This is a genomic window from Micromonospora sp. WMMA1363, assembly GCF_030345795.1.
Classification (GTDB): Bacteria; Actinomycetota; Actinomycetes; order Mycobacteriales; family Micromonosporaceae; genus Micromonospora.
The window spans coordinates 2812264-2828364 of the sequence record NZ_JAUALB010000001.1; the positions used below are offsets into that span (position 1 = coordinate 2812264).

The following is a 16101-nucleotide window of genomic DNA, read 5'->3' on the forward strand; positions in this document are numbered from 1 at the left end:
GCTGTCGTGGAACCAGACGTGCTGGGGCCGCCCTACGAGCGGCAGACGATCGACCTGGGCACCGACGACGAGGGCCCGGTGGTGGCGACCCTGGTCCGTCGCCGCGCCGACCGGCCCACCGGCCGTGCCGTGCTCTACGTGCACGGCTACGTCGACTACTTCTTCCAGACTCACCTGGCCGACTTCTTCGCCAACCGGGGCTGGGACTTCTACGCGCTGGACCTACGCAAATACGGGCGCAGCCTGCTGCCGCACCAGACCCCGAACTTCTGCCTCGACCTCGCCGAGTACTTCCCGGAGCTGGACGCCGCCGCAAAGATCATCCGTGCTGACGACGGACACGACATCGTGCTCGGCATGGGCCACTCCACCGGCGGCCTGATCATCTCGCTCTGGGCACACGCCCGGCGCAACGCCGGCCTCGTCGACGGGCTCTTTCTCAACAGCCCCTTCTTCGACCTCAATCTCCCCTGGGTGCTGCGGCGACCCGGCGCGGCGGCCATCGCGCGCCTGGCCCACAGCGCGCCCAAGCGCGTCGTCCGCCCCGGCCTCGGCACGGTGTACGGCGAGAGCATCCACGCCGACCACCGCGGGGAGTGGAGCTACGACCTGGCCTGGAAGCCACTCGCCGGATTCCCGGTGCGGGCCGGGTGGCTGGCCGCCATCCGCCGCGGCCAGCAGCAGCTACGCGGCGGGCTGGACATCCCGGTGCCGGTTCTGGTCGCCGCCTCGACGCGCAGCTTCAGGGGGCTGAGGTGGCGGGACGCGGCCTCACTCGCCGACGCCGTGCTGGACGTGGAGCACATCGTCCGCTGGGCGCCCCGGCTGGGGCGGCACGTCACCCTGGCCCGCTTCGACAACGGGCTGCACGACCTGACCCTCTCCGGCCTGACCGTCCGCGATCAGGTCTTCGCCGAGGTGGGGCGGTGGACCGACGCGTTCCTCGGCGCCGGCCCGACGATCGTCGACGACGCGCCCACGGCTCCGGAAGCACGGGTCCCGGCCCTCCGTCCACCCACCGAGGCCGAGACCGCCGCGCAGGGGTGACCCCTCGACGACGGTGCCGTCGCGGCGCGGACAGTCCACGTCGCCCGCGGGTCGGCGGCGGCCGGCCGGCGCCGAACAGCCGGCGAGACGCCGACCCGCCGCCCAAATGCGGTCGGAGGCCGCCACCGGGCACCCATCCCACTCGCCGGGGAGCACCCACCCCAAACCGGGTGGCGTGCGACAGCTACCCGTGGCAGGACTGCACCGTCGACGAAGCCGGCACCCGATCCTCCGCCGACCGGGGGCCCGGCGGTACCCTTCTCCCGCGACGATTGACCGCACGCGCCCGTAGCTCAGCGGATAGAGCAGGGGACTTCTAATCCCAAGGCCGCAGGTTCGAATCCTGCCGGGCGCGCTCTCACGCAGCAGGCTTGACCTGCTGTTTGCTGATTGCAACGCTCCGCCGCCGGAGCAGCCAGCGGGCGCATCGACACCACCAACGCCGAACTCGTCCGTCGCACCTACATCCGCCGGGAACGACTCAAGGACGTCGCCGCCGACCTCGGCCTGTGCGAACCGCGCCACGGGCGGCCGCACGACTACACCGACGCCGCCGGCTCCGCACTCTTGTCCCCGCCCCACCCGTGCCGGGACCCTTCCTCCACCACCCGCGCCACTGACCCGCGCACCAGGTCCCGTCCCTGCGCCGTCTCCTGAATCCAGAATCAAGCAGTGATCCGCCAGCCCGTCCACGCACACCAGGATCGGCCGCACCACCGGAGACACCCGGAACACCAACGACCACGCCGGCCCATGTACCCGCAGCACAACACCACCGCGACCCGACCCGACCCGACCCGCACATGGTCCGGCGGCGGACAGGCGAAATGCGGTACGTCAATTTAGCGCCAGTAGCGCTAGCGACAGTTGGCCTCGTACCAGTTGGGCTGTTGCCAGCAGCTACCAACGGACAGACACCCACGATCCGGCTACGGCCCTCGCTCCGCTCACCGCGCACGGTAGGTTCATCACGTGCTTCCGATGACCCTGCAAGAGATCACGACCGTCGTCGGCGGAACCGTCCACGACGCTACGCAGGGCGTCACCGTGACCGCACCAGTCGTAGCCGGTGCGTCGAGGCCGGCGGGATGTACGTGGCGCTGCCCGGTGAGCGCGTCGATGGGCACGACTACGCCGCCGAGGCGATCGAGGCCGGGGCGGCGGCGGTGCTGGCCTCGCGGCCGGTTGGCGTGCCGGCGGTGGTCGTCGAGGACGTACCCACCGCCTACGGCCGCCTTGCCCGCGCAGTGGTGGACCGGCTGCCGCAGACCACCGTGATCGGGGTGACCGGCTCGGTGGGCAAGACGTCGACCAAGGACGTCCTTGCCCAGGTGCTGCCGACGTGGGGTGCCACGGTGGCCAACCGGGCGTCGAACAACAACGAGCTTGGGTTGCCGTACACGGTCACCCGCGCCACCGCCAACACCCGCTATCTGGTGTTGGAGATGGGCGCACGTGGCATCGGGCACGTGGCCTACCTGACCCGCATCTGGGGTTGACCCGGTTTGACGGACAGGGTCGGTAAGTTGATCTCACGCTACCTTGCTCGTTGGCCTGCGGGAATAGGCCGTCGCCTCATACTCGGCCGGGCTCATGTAGTCCAGGGTGGAATGGCGGCGGCGGGTGTTGTACCACCCCTCGATCCACTCGAAGATCGCCGCACGGGCGGCGGCCCGGGTCGGCCACGCCCTCCGGTCGAGCAGTTCGGTCTTGATCGTGGCGAAGAACGACTCCGCGACGGCGTTGTCCCAGCACTGACCCCGCCCACCAACCGACAACCGCACCCCGTTGCGGTCGGCCAGCCGGGCGTACTGCGCACTCGTGTACTGGCAACCCCGGTCGCTGTGGAAGATCACCGGCCCGGTCGGGCGTCGGACGGCGATCGCGTTGGACAACGCCTGAGCGGGCAGATCGGTCCGTAGGTGGTCGGCGGTCGCCCAGCCCACAACCCGGCGTGAGGCGATGTCGATGACGGTGGCGAGGTACAGCCAGCCCTCCCACGTGTGGATGTAGGTGATGTCGCCGCACCAGCGGGTGTCGACCCGGCCGGCGGCGACGTCGAAGTCCCGGCGGATCAGGTCCGCCGACAACGCCGCCCCCGGGTCGGGCACGGTCGTGGTGCGCCACCGCTTCGGCGTGCGGCCGCACAACCCGGCGCCCCGCATCAGCCGGGCGACCCGCTTGCCGGAGTGCCGCCGCCCCTGGGCGGCGAGTTCGGCGCGGACCCGGGGTGCGCCGTAGGTGCCGGCCGAGTCGGCGTGGATCTGCGCGATGCGGGCGGCGAGGTCTGCGTCGTCGCGTTCCCGCCGCGACGGCCCGGCACGGTGCTGGTAGTAGGCGGACCGGGAGACCTCCAGCAGCTCACAGGAACGCTTCACGTTCCCGTCGGGCCGCGCCTTCTCCGCCTCGATGAACGGGTACACGTTCACCGGGTCTCCCTCACGAAGAAAGCCGTGGCCCGTTTCAGGATGTCGACGTCCTCGCGGAGCCGGCGGTTCTCCCGCCGCAGCCGCGCCAGCTCGTCGCGCTCGTCGCTGGTCAACCCGTCGCTGCGGGTGCCGGCGTCGATGTCGGCCTGCCTGACCCACTCACGGACCGCGGTCTCGGTCAGGTCGAAGTCCCTCACGACCTGCGCCACCGATCGGTCACCCCGCCGGCACACCTCGACGATCTCCGCCTTGAACTCCGGCGTGAACGCTCTGCGCGGCCGGCGTGGTTTCTTGCCCATGCCTTCCATGATGAACATCCTCCCGAGGAGCACACAGCCCCTCTGAGCTGGGATGTCCGTCAAACCGGGTCAGGCCCAGATCGATCCCCTTGCCGTCCACGGCATCCGCGACGGGGGAATCTTCCCGCAAAACAGGGCCGCCATCGGTAGCGGCCATCAGCTTTGCGACAGCCTCGTCGTCAGTAGCGCGGAAGTAGTCGTACAGAACACCCACAGAAGCCTCCCGATCCGCCGCCATGCAGCTACGTGGCGGGCGACCGAGAGAACCTACAACCCGGCTGCCAGGGGAGCGGATCTCCGCGGAGGGCCGGGTTTCGGGGCAGGGCTCCGCGGTCTTCGAAGTCGTCAGTCGAGTGGACGGGCTGAGGTCTCCGACAGCCACGCCGAGATGTGCTCGGCGAGCTGCCGTGCGCCCGCGTCGCGGTTCCACGGTGACTGGCTCGGCAGGCCGCCCTCCGCAGCGGCGCCCACCGCACCATCGGCTTTGTGCGGCGCAGAGCTGAGCGCGGCCGAGGTGCACCGGGCAGTCTCGTTCGCGGCACAACCAGACGCCGGCGGCCTCCTCATCGGCTCGCCGGCATCGGCTCATCGGACACGATGAGGTACCCGAGAACGATCAAGAACGTGAGGCCAACCGCAACGAAGCCCACGCCAATCACCCGTCCCAGCAGACCAAAACGCGCCGCACGCTTGTCGTACTGGGCATCCGGTAGTGGGCCTGACCCGGTTTGACGGACATCCCAGCTCAGAGGGGCTGTGTGCTCCTCGGGAGGATGTTCATCATGGAAGGCATGGGCAAGAAACCACGCCGGCCGCGCAGAGCGTTCACGCCGGAGTTCAAGGCGGAGATCGTCGAGGTGTGCCGGCGGGGTGACCGATCGGTGGCGCAGGTCGTGAGGGACTTCGACCTGACCGAGACCGCGGTCCGTGAGTGGGTCAGGCAGGCCGACATCGACGCCGGCACCCGCAGCGACGGGTTGACCAGCGACGAGCGCGACGAGCTGGCGCGGCTGCGGCGGGAGAACCGCCGGCTCCGCGAGGACGTCGACATCCTGAAACGGGCCACGGCTTTCTTCGTGAGGGAGACCCGGTGAACGTGTACCCGTTCATCGAGGCGGAGAAGGCGCGGCCCGACGGGAACGTGAAGCGTTCCTGTGAGCTGCTGGAGGTCTCCCGGTCCGCCTACTACCAGCACCGTGCCGGGCCGTCGCGGCGGGAACGCGACGACGCAGACCTCGCCGCCCGCATCGCGCAGATCCACGCCGACTCGGCCGGCACCTACGGCGCACCCCGGGTCCGCGCCGAACTCGCCGCCCAGGGGCGGCGGCACTCCGGCAAGCGGGTCGCCCGGCTGATGCGGGGCGCCGGGTTGTGCGGCCGCACGCCGAAGCGGTGGCGCACCACGACCGTGCCCGACCCGGGGGCGGCGTTGTCGGCGGACCTGATCCGCCGGGACTTCGACGTCGCCGCCGGCCGGGTCGACACCCGCTGGTGCGGCGACATCACCTACATCCACACGTGGGAGGGCTGGCTGTACCTCGCCACCGTCATCGACATCGCCTCACGCCGGGTTGTGGGCTGGGCGACCGCCGACCACCTACGGACCGATCTGCCCGCTCAGGCGTTGTCCAACGCGATCGCCGTCCGACGCCCGACCGGGCCGGTGATCTTCCACAGCGACCGGGGTTGCCAGTACACGAGTGCGCAGTACGCCCGGCTGGCCGACCGCAACGGGGTGCGGTTGTCGGTTGGTGGGCGGGGTCAGTGCTGGGACAACGCCGTCGCGGAGTCGTTCTTCGCCACGATCAAGACCGAACTGCTCGACCGGAGGGCGTGGCCGACCCGGGCCGCCGCCCGTGCGGCGATCTTCGAGTGGATCGAGGGGTGGTACAACACCCGCCGCCGCCATTCCACCCTGGACTACATGAGCCCGGCCGAGTATGAGGCGACGGCCTATTCCCGCAGGCCAACGAGCAAGGTAGCGTGAGATCAACTTACCGACCCTGTCCGTCAAACCGGGTCAACCCCAGTAGCCAGCGCCACGGCGGAACGCGCCGTAGCACGCTCGCGCTGGCCATCGACCGCCGTACGTGCCACTCCGTCACACCGCGAAAATTGGTGGTCAGGGCGACACCCACGAGGCCCATGGTCAGGCTCATCAGGCCAGCGGCCGTGTAACGCCATGTCTCCATCTGACCTCCCCGGCGCGGCCACCGGATCTCATGTGGTCCGCTTCACCCGCGGCGTCGGCGGGCCGAGCGACCGCGCCGACGCCGCTTCCCGGCAACCGGATCATGTCAGGATCCGCAGCCGAACTCGACGTCCGCCGTCGTCACCGTGCCGGCCGCACGACCCGGAGCCGTTTGGTACGTCCAGTACAGGTTGGTGTGGGCGATGACCTGCGCCGGCGGTGGAGCACCCTCCAGAGTGGTCACTGTCTCTCTCCCCCGGATTGCTCTCTCCCCGGATTATTCTCCCCGGATCGGCTTCGTGTGCCACGGACGCTAGACCCACCCGCCGACAGAAGTCGGCACGGCCAGGCTGTGCGGCGCTGATGGGACGCGACCCGGCGGTGCTCGGTGCGGGCTCACACCCGTTGACGGCGGCCCGGCTCGCACCTGGGCAGGCGGCATGATGGCCGGATGGCACATCTGGGACTGATCGCGCTGATGGTGCGCGAGTACGACGACGCAATCACCTTCTACACGGAGCGGCTCGGCTTCGAGTTGGTCGAGGACACGCCCCGCCCGGACGGCTCGCGTTGGGTGGTGGTCCGGCCGCGGGGCGCGCGGGAGACGGCGCTGCTACTCGCCCGCGCGTCGACCGCGGAGCAACTGGCGCGGGTCGGGGACCAGACCGGTGGGCGTGTGGGGCTGTTCCTGCACACCGAGGACTTCGCCGCCGACCGTGCCCGGATGAGTGCGGCCGGGGTGCGGTTCCGGGAGGAGCCGCGGCACGAGCCCTACGGGTCGGTCGCCGTCTTCGAGGACCTGTACGGCAACCGGTGGGACCTGATCCAGCCGCGCGGCTGACGGATCGGCAACACGGCGTGCACCCAGGGTGATCGCGACGCCTTCCACGTGTTATTCTTCGGCGTCGATTTCTGCCGTGCGGGCCCGGATCGGGTCGTTTCGGAAGGACGCCTCCCCCGATGCCGGCCGTACCCGCCCCAACCGCGCCCCTCACCACGACCGAACCACTCACCACGACCGAACCACCCGGCATGCTGGGCACGCCGGGTGGTGGCGCCCTGGCCCTCATCTTCACCACCACCCCGGCATTACTCCGGCTCACCTACGGGGTGGTGGGCGCGGTGGTGGCGGTGTCGGTCCGGACACCACCGGTGGCGCCCGCGGTGCTGCTGCCCGCCGTCGCGGTACTGACGGCGTGGGCGATCTGGTACGCCTGGTACGCCCTGCGGAAGGGCGTCAGCGGTGCGCTCGTGGCAGGCGACGTTGCGCTGACCGTGGCGGCCTGCCTGGCGATCCCGGTGCTGGTCGCGCCGGAGGTGCTGCCGGGCGAGGTGAGCTGGACCGCCGTGCTGGCCAGCACCACGGTGATCAACGCGCAGGTCACCGCGCCGGCCCGCTGGTCGATTCCGGCCGGCATGCTGGTCGCCGCCGCCTACGCGACCGGCGCGCACACCGCCGGCAACGCGCGGGAGGCGGCGGCGCACGCCGCGACACTGCTTGTGCAGACCGGCTGTGCGGCGGTGTTGGCGGCGGTGATGCGTCGCCGGCTGTCGCGCGCCGACCGGGACTTCGCCGACCATCAACGACTCGCCGCAGAGAACCTGGTCGCACGCACCACCCGGGAGGCCGAGCGGCAGCAGAACCGGGACCTGCACGACACCGTCCTGGCGACGCTCACGATGGTCGGTCTGGGCGCCGGGACGGGTTCCGCGCTGCGCGAACGGTGTGCCGCCGACCTGCGTACCCTCTCCGCGCTGGCGGACGCGCGGTCGGCGCCGGACGGCCCGGTCGCGCTGGAGGCCCGGCTGCGGGCGGTGCTCGCGCGGCTGCCGGAGCTGGCCGTCACCACGGAACTCGCGCCGTGCTCGGTGCCGGCGCCGGTGGCCGAGGCGATGGCGGAGAGCGCCCATGCGGCGCTGTCCAACGTGGCTCGCCACGCCGCCGGCGCGGCTGCCACGCTGCGCCTGGCACCGACCGCCGGCACCATCGTGATCGAACTGGTCGACGACGGTCCCGGCTTCGACCCGGCCGCCGTCCCGGCACACCGGCACGGGCTGCGCGAGTCGGTGCGGGGCCGAATGGCGAGTGTGGGCGGACGGGTGGAGGTCCGTTCCCGTCCCGGTGCCGGCACCCGCATCCGGTTGGAGTGGTCGGATGTCCACTGACCTCGCCCCGCTCCGGACGACGCCGGTGGCACCGCACACCGCGGCGACGGGCCCGCCCGGTGCGGACTACGCGGCGGCCGTGGCGCGTGCGTCGGACCAGGGTGCTCGGATCGTGGCGGTGGTCATCGCGCTGGCCTGGCACACCACGATCGGGCTGCCAGCGGTGGAGGCCGTCGGCGGCGAACTCGCCGAGCCAACGGTGGTCCTCGGCGCCTGGCTGCTCGTGGCGGTGACCGGTGTGGTGGCCGGCGTGCGGCTGCTGCGTGGCGCGCCACTGCCCGCCTGGTGGCTGGCCGGGTCGCTGCTGGCGGTCGACGCGGTGGTGTTCGCCGCGGTCCGGGCAGAGCACCTGTTCACCAACGCCAACTGGGTGTGGGGCACGCTCGGCTGGTTCTTCGTCCTGGCGCTGTGGGGCCGACGGCTGGCCGGGCTGCTGGCCGTGCTCTGCGCGCACGCGGTGATCGCACTTGTGGCTCTGTTCACGCACGGCTTGACCGCCCCCGCCGATCTCGCCCGCTACGCCATGTACGTCTACGGCGTCTCCTCGCTGCCGGTGGCGGTCTTCGCCGGCAGCACGGCCATCGCCGCGTTGGCCCGGCAGCGGGCGGCGACCGCCGCCGCCACGTACGCGTCGGTGGCCGAGCGAAGGGCGGCCGAGTGGGCCCGGCGGGAGCGACGGAAGCGGCTGGCTCTCGCCGGCGCCACCGCCGGGGAGGTCCTCGCGGAGCTGGCCGACGGCCGGGCCGACCCGGCGGACCCGGACGTGCAGCGGAGGTGCGTCCTGGCGGCAGCGCGGCTGCGACGGCTCATCGCCGAGTCCGACGACGTGCCCGACCCGCTGTTGCACGAGCTGCGAGCCTCGGCCGACCTGGCCGAGCGGAACGGCCTACCGATCGACCTGGTGACCATCGGCGCGCCACCGCCGCTGCCGGTGGAGACCCGCCGACAGCTGGCCGACCCGCTGACCGCGACCCTGACCGGGGCCCGGGACTGGGCGAGGTTGACCGTGGTGGCCGAGCCGGACGAGGTGGTGGTCAGCCTGGTCACGCCGGACCGCGGGGACACCGGTCCGCCGGAACCGGCCGGCGGACCGAGGCTGGGCGAGGACAACGGTCGGGTGGAGTACCTCGACGAACGGGACGGGGAGATCAGATGGACGCAGACCCGGTGGCGGCGGTGAACCCGCAGCGGCCGGTCGGGGTGGCCATCGTCGACGACCACCCGGTGGTCATCGACGGGGTACGGGCCTGGCTCGCCACCGAGCCGCGGTTGGCGGTGGTCGCCACCGGGGACGACCCGGACGAGGTGCTACGCAAGGCGCCGCACGCCGACGTCGTCCTGCTGGACCTGCGGCTGCACGGCCGGATGGCGCTGGACAGGCTCGTCGGTTTGGGCGCGACGGGCCGGCGGGTGGTGGTCTACTCCGAGCACACCGACCCGGCGACGATGCTCGCCGCGCTCGACGCCGGGGCGGCGGCGTTCCTCGCCAAGCACGAGGGCCGAGAGCACTGTGTGGCGACCGTGCTGGCCGCCGCGAGTGACCGGCCGTACGTGCCACCGGCGTTGGCCGGGGCGATGCTCGGCGATCCCCGGCCGGACCGGCCGGCGCTGTCCGACAAGGAGCGGGAGGCGCTGCTGCTGTGGTTCCAGTCGATGTCGAAGGCGTCGGTGGCCCGGCGGATGCGGATCAGCGAACACACGGTCAAGCAGTACGTCGACCGGGCGCGGATCAAGTACACCCGGGCGGGGCGGCCGGCCGCCACGAAGGCGGCCCTGCTCGCCCGCGCGATTGAGGACGGCCTCGTCCGGCCAGAGGAGATCGGCACCTACCGGTCGGAGGCGTCGTCCAACCGGCCGACCCCCTAACGGGTGTCATGACAGCGACGGTGGAGATCGGCGAAGCTAGCAGACCCAGGGGTGGTCCGGCAGCCCCACCGCTGTCCGCACGGGAGTTCGTGACGATGCACGATAACGCGTCCCCCTTCTTCATCGCCCCACACCGTTTCGACGCGGCGGACGACTCCGGTCCCGTGCTGGACCGGCGGCACGAGCTGGTGACCGAGCCGGGCGAGCGGGTGCTCGGGCGACACCGGTTGCACGCGGCGGGCTTCCTGCTTGGCCCGACCGAGGCGTGGCAGCGTTGGACTCTGCCGGGGACGGTCGCGGTGACCGTCACCGACCGGCGGCTCGCGTACGTCGGCACCGGTCCGCAGCTCTCGGTCGTGGGCGCGGGTACGCCACGGCATCGGCGCGGCGTCCGGCCGCCGAATCTGGTCAGCGGCCAGATCCGCTGGCAGTGGCCGTCCCGGCTGGAGGTCCTGCTGCCCTTCTCCGGCCGGCCGGGGCAGGTGCTGGTCGTCTGCGACGCACTGCGCACGATCCACCAGCCGGCACTCGCCCTCGTGAATCTCGACGGGGTGATCGACCTGGCCCGGCAGATCCGCCGGGCGGTCGCCTCGTTCCGGCTGTGCCGCCCCGAGCTGGTGGACCTGTCCCCGCCGGAACGGGACGTACTGGCGGCACGCGCCGGCGCCGGCCCGCTCGCCGCCGAGCGACGGATCACCCTACCCGGGTCGCTGCCGGTGGAGTTCCGCTCCCGGGAGGACTACTACCAGCCGGACCGGTCCGACCGGACGTCGCCCGGGACCGCAGCCGACGCAGCATCCGGGCGTCGGTGAACCCGACGGCGCGGGCGGCCGACTCGACGGTCGTCCCGTGCCCGATCAGGTGCTCGGCGCGCTCCACCCGCAGGAGCTGTTGGTAGCCGAGCGGGGTCAATCCGGTGGTCCGGCGGAACAGCCGGGTCAGGGTCCGCTCGCTCACTCCCACCTCAGCGGCGAGGTCGGCCAGCGGCAATGGCCGGTCGTACCGGGTGTCGATCAGGTCCTGCACCCGGTGCACCGCGTCACAGAGGTGCGACCGGTGCCGCATCATCGCGCTGGCCTGCTGCTCGTGGCCATTACGCCGGGCGTACACGACCAGGGCGCGGGCGATCTGGGCGGCGGTGGCAGGCCCGTGTCGGGTGGCCGTCAGGTGCAGCGCCACGTCGATGCCACTGGCGATGCCGGCCGAGGTGATCACCCGGTCGTCAACGACGTACAACACGTCGCGGATCACCCGCGCCGCCGGGTGCCGGCGGGCCAGGTCTTCCTGCACCGCGTGGTGGGTGGTGCAGCGCCGGCCGTCGAGCAGCCCGGCACGGCCGAGGGCGTACGCCCCGGCGCACACGCTGGCCACTGTTCCGCCGGCCGCGTGATGGTCGGCCAGGCGGCGCAGGTCGTCGGGGCCGACCGGCCCCGCGGGGCCGTGCGCGCGGGACCGCCATCCGGGTACGACCACCAGATCGTCGCTGGTCAGCTCGGGCCACTCGCGCCCGGCCACCAGCGGGACACCCTGCGCGGTCGGCACCACCTCGCGGTCGGCGACGTAGTGCAGGTGGTAGTCGTACCCGAGATCGGCGGCGGTGGAGAAGACCTGGGCCGGCCCGGCGAGGTCCAGCAGATGCAGCTGCGGGACGAGCAGGAAGACGACCCTGGCCACGGCGTCAGCTTCGCACACCCGCCGGGGCGGGTCGCGCGCCGGCCGGGTCGGTCCCGTCCAGCGCGCCGCCGGCCCGCACCGAAACGGTGCCGGTGCCTGATTCCGGGGTGTCACCCGCCTGCGCCGGGGCGGTGCCGGTGACCTCGGCGACGGTGCGGACGGTGGCGAAGCGGCCGGCGAGCGCGTACTCCGTGCGGGCGGTCATCTCGCTGGCCGACAGGGTCCGTGAGTCGGCGAGGATCTCCGCGGGTGTGGCGGTCGCCGGCAGGTCCCGGTGCGGGGTCGGGAAGGTGACCGTCGCGTCGGTCACGAAGGTCATCTCGTACCCCAGGTCGCAGCCGACCCGAGTGGTGGTCTCCACGCACTGCTCGGTGCGGATCCCACAGACCACGATCTCGCGGATGCCGGCCCGGGTCAGCAACTGCTGAAGGTTGGTGGTGGTGAAGGCGTTGTGGGAGGTCTTGACCAGCGTCGGCTCGCCGGGGTCGGGGGCGAGGCCGCCGACCAGTCGCACGTGACCGCTGGCCGGGTCGAAGACGCCGCCGCTGCCGGGCTCGGCGTGCAGGACCCAGACCACCAGGTCGCCGCGCTGCCGGGCCGCGGTGACCAGCCGGTCGACCTGGCCGACGATGTCCGGCTGCGAGGCGTACGCCCAGAGGGGGTGCTGCCGGAAGGACTCTTGGACGTCGATGACAACGAGTGCGGTTTTGCTCATGACCGAATCCTGACGACCCGGGCGCCACCCCACGAGGCACCATCCCGCCCCGCTGCGGAACGATCCGGCCACCGCCCGCCCTCACCTCCGCGATCTTGCGTTTCTGGCCGGTATCGGCCGTCGACGCGCGGCCGTGCCGCGGGTGCCGGGCGGAAGCCGCACGGTCACGGGGTGTGTGGGGTTGGTAACCCGGCGGCCTGCGGCAGTGACCCGAAAGAGGGGTAGGCCCGAGGCGGCTGGCGGATCAGGCGCGGTCCAGGGCGGCGGCTTCGGTGGGGGTGGGGGCGGTGCCGCCGAGGTGGGCGGGAAGCCACCAGGCGTCGTCCGGTCCGGCGGGGCGCTCCGGGTACTCGCGCTGGGCCCGCTCGACCAGTGCGTTCAGCCGGACTCTCAGGTCGGCGGCCATCGCGTTGGCGTCCGGGTAGGCGGCCGGGTCCATCGGTTCGCCCACCAGGATGGTGATCGGCGTGTGCCGCCGGGTCAGCGTGCGGGGGCGGCCCTTGGTCCACAGCCGCTGGGTGCCCCAGACGGCCACCGGCAGCACCGGCACACCGGCGGCGCAGGCCATCCGGGTCGCTCCGCTCTTGAACTCCTTGATGGTGAACGACCGGCTGATGGTGGCCTCCGGGAACACCCCGACCACCTCGCCGCGTTTCAGGGCACGCACCGCCGCCGCGTACGAACCGGCGCCGGCGCGCCGGTCCACCGGGATGTGCCGCATCCCGCGCATCAGCGGTCCGGAGATCTTGTGCGTGAAGACCGACTTCTTCGCCATGAACCGGACGAGGCGCTTCGACCCGCGCGCGCCCAGCCCACAGAAGATGAAGTCCAGGTAACTGACGTGGTTGCTGGCCAGCACGGCCCCGCCGGTACGCGGAACGTGGTGGGCACCCTCGATAGTGATCTTCAAGTCGAGGACCCGGAACATCGTCCTCGCGGCGGCGATCACGGGTGGATACACGAGTTCCGGCATCCGGCAACTTTAGCCTGGGCAAGCTACGCGGCCGTAGGGGCGGAGGCCCCTGGTGCCCGGGGCAAGGAAGGGCCCTGGTCCGACCCCGGCGTTGACCAGGGCGCCTTCCCTGCGCCCCGTCGGCGAGCTAGTGCAGGTCGAGCCGGCCGCGGGCGAACGCGTCCACCCGGCCCCACCGGCCGGGGATGTCCAGCACCTCGATCCGGCCCATCCCGACCGGCAGTCGCGGCTCGACGGCCAGGTGCCCCTCGTGCGGTTCCAGGCCGAGCATCGTCCGCAGGAGCAGCAACGGCGCACCGGTGGACCAGGCCTGCGGGGAGCATGCCGTCGGGTACTCGACCGGGAACTTCGTCAACTCCCGCGGGTAGCCGCCGAATGCCTCCGGGAGGCGGCCGTCGAAGTACCGGGCCGCGTCGAGGATGCCGTTGGCGATGGTCGCCGCCTCTTCGGCGAAGCCGTACCTGCGCAGACCCCAGGCGACGAAGGAGTTGTCGAACGGCCAGATCGTGCCGTTGTGGTAGCCGATCGGGTTGTAGCGAACCTCGCCCTCGGCCAGTGTCCGGACGCCCCACCCGGAGAAGAGCCGTGGCCCGACCAGGTGCCGGGCGATCTTCTCGGCGCGATCGTCGTCGACGATGCCGCTCCACAGCAGGTGCCCGACGTTGGAGCTGAGCACGTCGCACTGCCGGCCGTCCGGGTCCAGGGCGAGGGCGTAGTATTCGCCGTCCGCCACCCACCAGTCACGGTTGAACCGCTCCTTCAGCGCGGCCGCCTCCCGCTCCAGTTGCTCGGCGAACGCCGGGTCACCCCAGAACCGGCGCGCCAGTCGGGCGGCGCGGACCTTCGCGTCGTACGCGTACCCCTGGACCTCGCAGGTCGCGCGCGGGAACGGGGGCAACGTGCCGTCGCGGTACGAAATGGAATCCCAGGAGTCCTTCCAGCACTGATTCTCCAGACCCGTGTCTGTATTGCGGCGTTCATACCAGATATAGCCGTTGCCGGCCAGGTCGGCGTAGTTGTCGATCCACGACAGCGCAGCCCGGCACTCCGACTCCAGTTCCTTGACCAGCCCGGCGTCGCCGCTCCACCGCTCGTACTCGTCAAGCAGCACGATGAACAACGGGGTCGAGTCGACGGCACCGTAGTAGGGCGAGTGCGGCTGCTCCTCGAAGGCGGCGGTCTCGCCGTACCGCATCTCGTGCAGGATCCGGCCCGGATCCTCGTCGCGGAAGTCGTCGAACCGGGTGCCCTGGAGGGCGGCGAGGATACGCAGCGTCGTCTTCGACATATCCGGCGCGAACGGCAGCACCTGGAGGCAGGTCAGGATGCTGTCCCGGCCGAACATCGTCATGAACCACGGCAGCCCGGCCGCGGGCAGCGCGGCGCCACCCAGGGAGAGCGGCGAGAAGCGTAGCGCCGCCAGGTCGACCAGACACCGGCCGTACGTCGCGGCCAGATCCTCGTGTTCACTGTTCAGCGTGGGCGCGTCGGCGATCCACTTCTCCAGGTCGTGCTGGAGGGCAAGCCGTTCGGTGCCGTGCGCGCGCAACCCCAGCCGCAGATCCCGACCACCCGGCCCGAGCGCGTGCGTCTCCACCTCGATCTGGGTCTCCCACTGTTCGTTGGGCTCCAGGTGGATGGTGTGCGCGAAGCCGCCCTTGTCGTACCGGACCGGCACCGACGAGGAGATGACGGTCTCCCGCCGGAAGTTGCCGCGCCGGTAGCCCAGCCGCAGCCGGTCCGGCTCGACCTCGCTGTAGAGCTCACCCTTCTTGTTGAGGATCTCGTCCTTGACCTGGAACAGATCGGCGAAGTCGGACGCCGCGTCCATGCGGATCTCCAGGTCGACCGGCTTCTCGTCGTGGTTGAGAATGGTCAGGGTCTCCCGGAAACTACCCCCCACCGCCCGTTCCCGGATGATCGACAGCTTGGCGTCGACGTAGTGCGTCGCCACACCCGGGACGAGGAAGAAGCGCGCCTCGTAGTACTGGAGGTCGTCGTACGACAGCGGGTTGAGCCGTTCGCCGTTGACGGTCAGCACCCAGGTCGACAGGAACCGGGTGTCGAGGGAGAAGAGGCCGGTCGGCTCGGTCGGCGTCGCCTCGATGTCCCCGGTGTCCTCGGAGACCACGAAGGTGTTGCCGTCGAGGATCCGGATCGTGTTGCTCTTCGACATCAGCGCACCTCCGGCTGGAATACCCGGCGCGGACCACGGGAGTTGGGGTCACCGGGGAAAAGCCGCTCGACCTGGACGATCAGCCGCGGGTCACCGGCGACGGTCATGTCCCCGCGCAGGATGGCCGCGATCCCGTGTTCCCGGCCGGCGGCGAGGTCCTCGAAGAGCGTCGGACTGGTCCCAACCACCGTGTCCGCGTCCAGGTCCTCCTGGGTCACCCGGAGTCGCCCCCGGTCGATTCTGAGCATCCAGTGGCGTGTCTGCGCGCCCTCGTGCAGGTCGAAACGCAGCGTCCCGGAGGTCTTCGCCAGCAGAGGCTCGTGCCCTCGCCGGTCGAGGTCCTCGAAGAACCGCATGGTCGCGTCCGCCATCGGGTCCACTCCTCCCGTCGTTCCGGTCCACCCCCGACCGGCGCCGGGTTCCGCCCGGTCGGTGATTCGATCCGAGCACGGGTCCCCGTCCCCGACGCGGTCAACCTCGCCCGGATCGGGTGACCCGGCCGGCAGGTGTCGGGTCCGGGCGGTCACCCGCACAGCCGGCGTCCGCGCTCCTCCGGCTGGATGCG

19 protein-coding genes, 1 tRNA gene and 1 pseudogene are annotated in these 16101 nt (G+C 71.6%); 11 read left to right on the plus strand and 10 right to left on the minus strand.

Annotation, left to right across the window (positions count from 1 at the left end):
* Positions 1 to 6 precede the first annotated feature (6 nt).
* The 4 genes and pseudogenes from QTQ03_RS12880 to QTQ03_RS12895 form a co-directional block, all read left to right on the plus strand.
* Positions 7 to 1047, plus strand: coding sequence for an alpha/beta hydrolase (locus tag QTQ03_RS12880; RefSeq protein WP_289278224.1), 1041 nt, complete (start codon positions 7 to 9; stop codon positions 1045 to 1047).
* A 282-nt stretch (positions 1048 to 1329) separates the two neighbouring features.
* Positions 1330 to 1402 (plus strand) — tRNA-Arg (locus tag QTQ03_RS12885).
* 35 nt (positions 1403 to 1437) lie between these two features.
* Positions 1438 to 1704, plus strand: coding sequence for a hypothetical protein (locus tag QTQ03_RS12890; RefSeq protein ID WP_289278225.1), 267 nt, complete (start codon positions 1438 to 1440; stop codon positions 1702 to 1704).
* A 324-nt stretch (positions 1705 to 2028) separates the two neighbouring features.
* Positions 2029 to 2537 (plus strand): annotated as a pseudogene (locus QTQ03_RS12895) (Mur ligase family protein); the annotation flags it as partial.
* Between the two features lie 42 nt (positions 2538 to 2579).
* Here the strand turns inward: QTQ03_RS12895 and QTQ03_RS12900 are convergent.
* The 3 genes from QTQ03_RS12900 to QTQ03_RS12910 all read right to left on the minus strand — a co-directional run bounded on the left by QTQ03_RS12900 (position 2580) and on the right by QTQ03_RS12910 (position 4246).
* Positions 2580 to 3476 (minus strand): IS3 family transposase, encoded by an 897-nt coding sequence (locus QTQ03_RS12900; protein ID WP_169600148.1) that lies wholly within the window; start codon positions 3474 to 3476, stop codon positions 2580 to 2582.
* Positions 3473 to 3793, minus strand: a complete 321-nt coding sequence (locus tag QTQ03_RS12905) for a transposase (RefSeq protein WP_502889683.1) — start codon at positions 3791 to 3793, stop codon at positions 3473 to 3475. Before QTQ03_RS12905 ends, QTQ03_RS12900 begins: the two co-directional genes overlap by 4 nt.
* Positions 3794 to 4120: 327 nt before the next feature.
* Positions 4121 to 4246 (minus strand): hypothetical protein, encoded by a 126-nt coding sequence (locus QTQ03_RS12910; RefSeq protein ID WP_289278226.1) that lies wholly within the window; start codon positions 4244 to 4246, stop codon positions 4121 to 4123.
* A gap of 302 nt (positions 4247 to 4548) precedes the next feature.
* On the opposite strand from QTQ03_RS12910, the gene QTQ03_RS12915 reads away from it, so the two are divergent.
* Entirely contained in the window at positions 4549 to 4869 is a 321-nt protein-coding gene (locus QTQ03_RS12915; RefSeq protein ID WP_502889683.1) for a transposase, read from the plus strand.
* A complete protein-coding gene (locus tag QTQ03_RS12920; RefSeq protein ID WP_169600148.1) occupies positions 4866 to 5762 on the plus strand; it encodes an IS3 family transposase in 897 nt (298 codons plus the stop codon). Before QTQ03_RS12915 ends, QTQ03_RS12920 begins: the two co-directional genes overlap by 4 nt.
* Positions 5763 to 5769: 7 nt before the next feature.
* Here QTQ03_RS12920 and QTQ03_RS12925 read toward each other — a convergent pair whose 3' ends face one another.
* Together QTQ03_RS12925 and QTQ03_RS12930 are read right to left on the minus strand one after the other, a co-directional pair.
* The gene (locus QTQ03_RS12925) at positions 5770 to 5967 is read right to left on the minus strand and encodes a hypothetical protein (protein ID WP_289278227.1); all 198 of its coding nucleotides are present in this window, start codon (positions 5965 to 5967) and stop codon (positions 5770 to 5772) included.
* A 105-nt stretch (positions 5968 to 6072) separates the two neighbouring features.
* Entirely contained in the window at positions 6073 to 6210 is a 138-nt protein-coding gene (locus tag QTQ03_RS12930; protein WP_289278228.1) for a hypothetical protein, read from the minus strand.
* Between the two features lie 207 nt (positions 6211 to 6417).
* Here QTQ03_RS12930 and QTQ03_RS12935 point away from each other — a divergent pair, with 207 nt between their 5' ends.
* From QTQ03_RS12935 to QTQ03_RS12955, 5 genes are all read left to right on the plus strand, one after another.
* Positions 6418 to 6807: a VOC family protein gene (locus tag QTQ03_RS12935; RefSeq protein ID WP_289278229.1), complete on the plus strand. Its 390-nt coding sequence runs from the start codon at positions 6418 to 6420 to the stop codon at positions 6805 to 6807.
* A 119-nt stretch (positions 6808 to 6926) separates the two neighbouring features.
* A complete protein-coding gene (locus tag QTQ03_RS12940) occupies positions 6927 to 8132 on the plus strand; it encodes a sensor histidine kinase (RefSeq protein WP_289278230.1) in 1206 nt (401 codons plus the stop codon).
* The gene (locus QTQ03_RS12945) at positions 8122 to 9312 is read left to right on the plus strand and encodes a hypothetical protein (protein WP_289278231.1); all 1191 of its coding nucleotides are present in this window, start codon (positions 8122 to 8124) and stop codon (positions 9310 to 9312) included. The genes QTQ03_RS12940 and QTQ03_RS12945 overlap by 11 nt, the downstream gene beginning before the upstream one ends.
* A complete protein-coding gene (locus QTQ03_RS12950) occupies positions 9285 to 9998 on the plus strand; it encodes a response regulator transcription factor (protein WP_289278232.1) in 714 nt (237 codons plus the stop codon). Before QTQ03_RS12945 ends, QTQ03_RS12950 begins: the two co-directional genes overlap by 28 nt.
* A gap of 95 nt (positions 9999 to 10093) precedes the next feature.
* Positions 10094 to 10810, plus strand: coding sequence for a hypothetical protein (locus QTQ03_RS12955; protein ID WP_289278233.1), 717 nt, complete (start codon positions 10094 to 10096; stop codon positions 10808 to 10810).
* Here the strand turns inward: QTQ03_RS12955 and QTQ03_RS12960 are convergent.
* From QTQ03_RS12960 to QTQ03_RS12980, 5 genes are all read right to left on the minus strand, one after another.
* Complete coding sequence (locus QTQ03_RS12960) at positions 10692 to 11672, minus strand: GlxA family transcriptional regulator (RefSeq protein ID WP_289278234.1); 981 nt, start codon at positions 11670 to 11672, stop codon at positions 10692 to 10694. The genes QTQ03_RS12955 and QTQ03_RS12960 overlap by 119 nt on opposite strands.
* Before the next feature lie 4 nt (positions 11673 to 11676).
* A complete protein-coding gene (locus QTQ03_RS12965; protein ID WP_289278235.1) occupies positions 11677 to 12387 on the minus strand; it encodes an isochorismatase family protein in 711 nt (236 codons plus the stop codon).
* A 244-nt stretch (positions 12388 to 12631) separates the two neighbouring features.
* On the minus strand, positions 12632 to 13360 hold the full coding sequence (locus QTQ03_RS12970; RefSeq protein ID WP_289278236.1) for a lysophospholipid acyltransferase family protein: 729 nt from the start codon (positions 13358 to 13360) through the stop codon (positions 12632 to 12634).
* A gap of 127 nt (positions 13361 to 13487) precedes the next feature.
* Entirely contained in the window at positions 13488 to 15536 is a 2049-nt protein-coding gene (locus QTQ03_RS12975; protein ID WP_289278237.1) for an amylo-alpha-1,6-glucosidase, read from the minus strand.
* Entirely contained in the window at positions 15536 to 15907 is a 372-nt protein-coding gene (locus QTQ03_RS12980; protein WP_289278238.1) for an SCP2 sterol-binding domain-containing protein, read from the minus strand. Before QTQ03_RS12980 ends, QTQ03_RS12975 begins: the two co-directional genes overlap by 1 nt.
* Between the last annotated feature and the right edge of the window lie 194 nt (positions 15908 to 16101).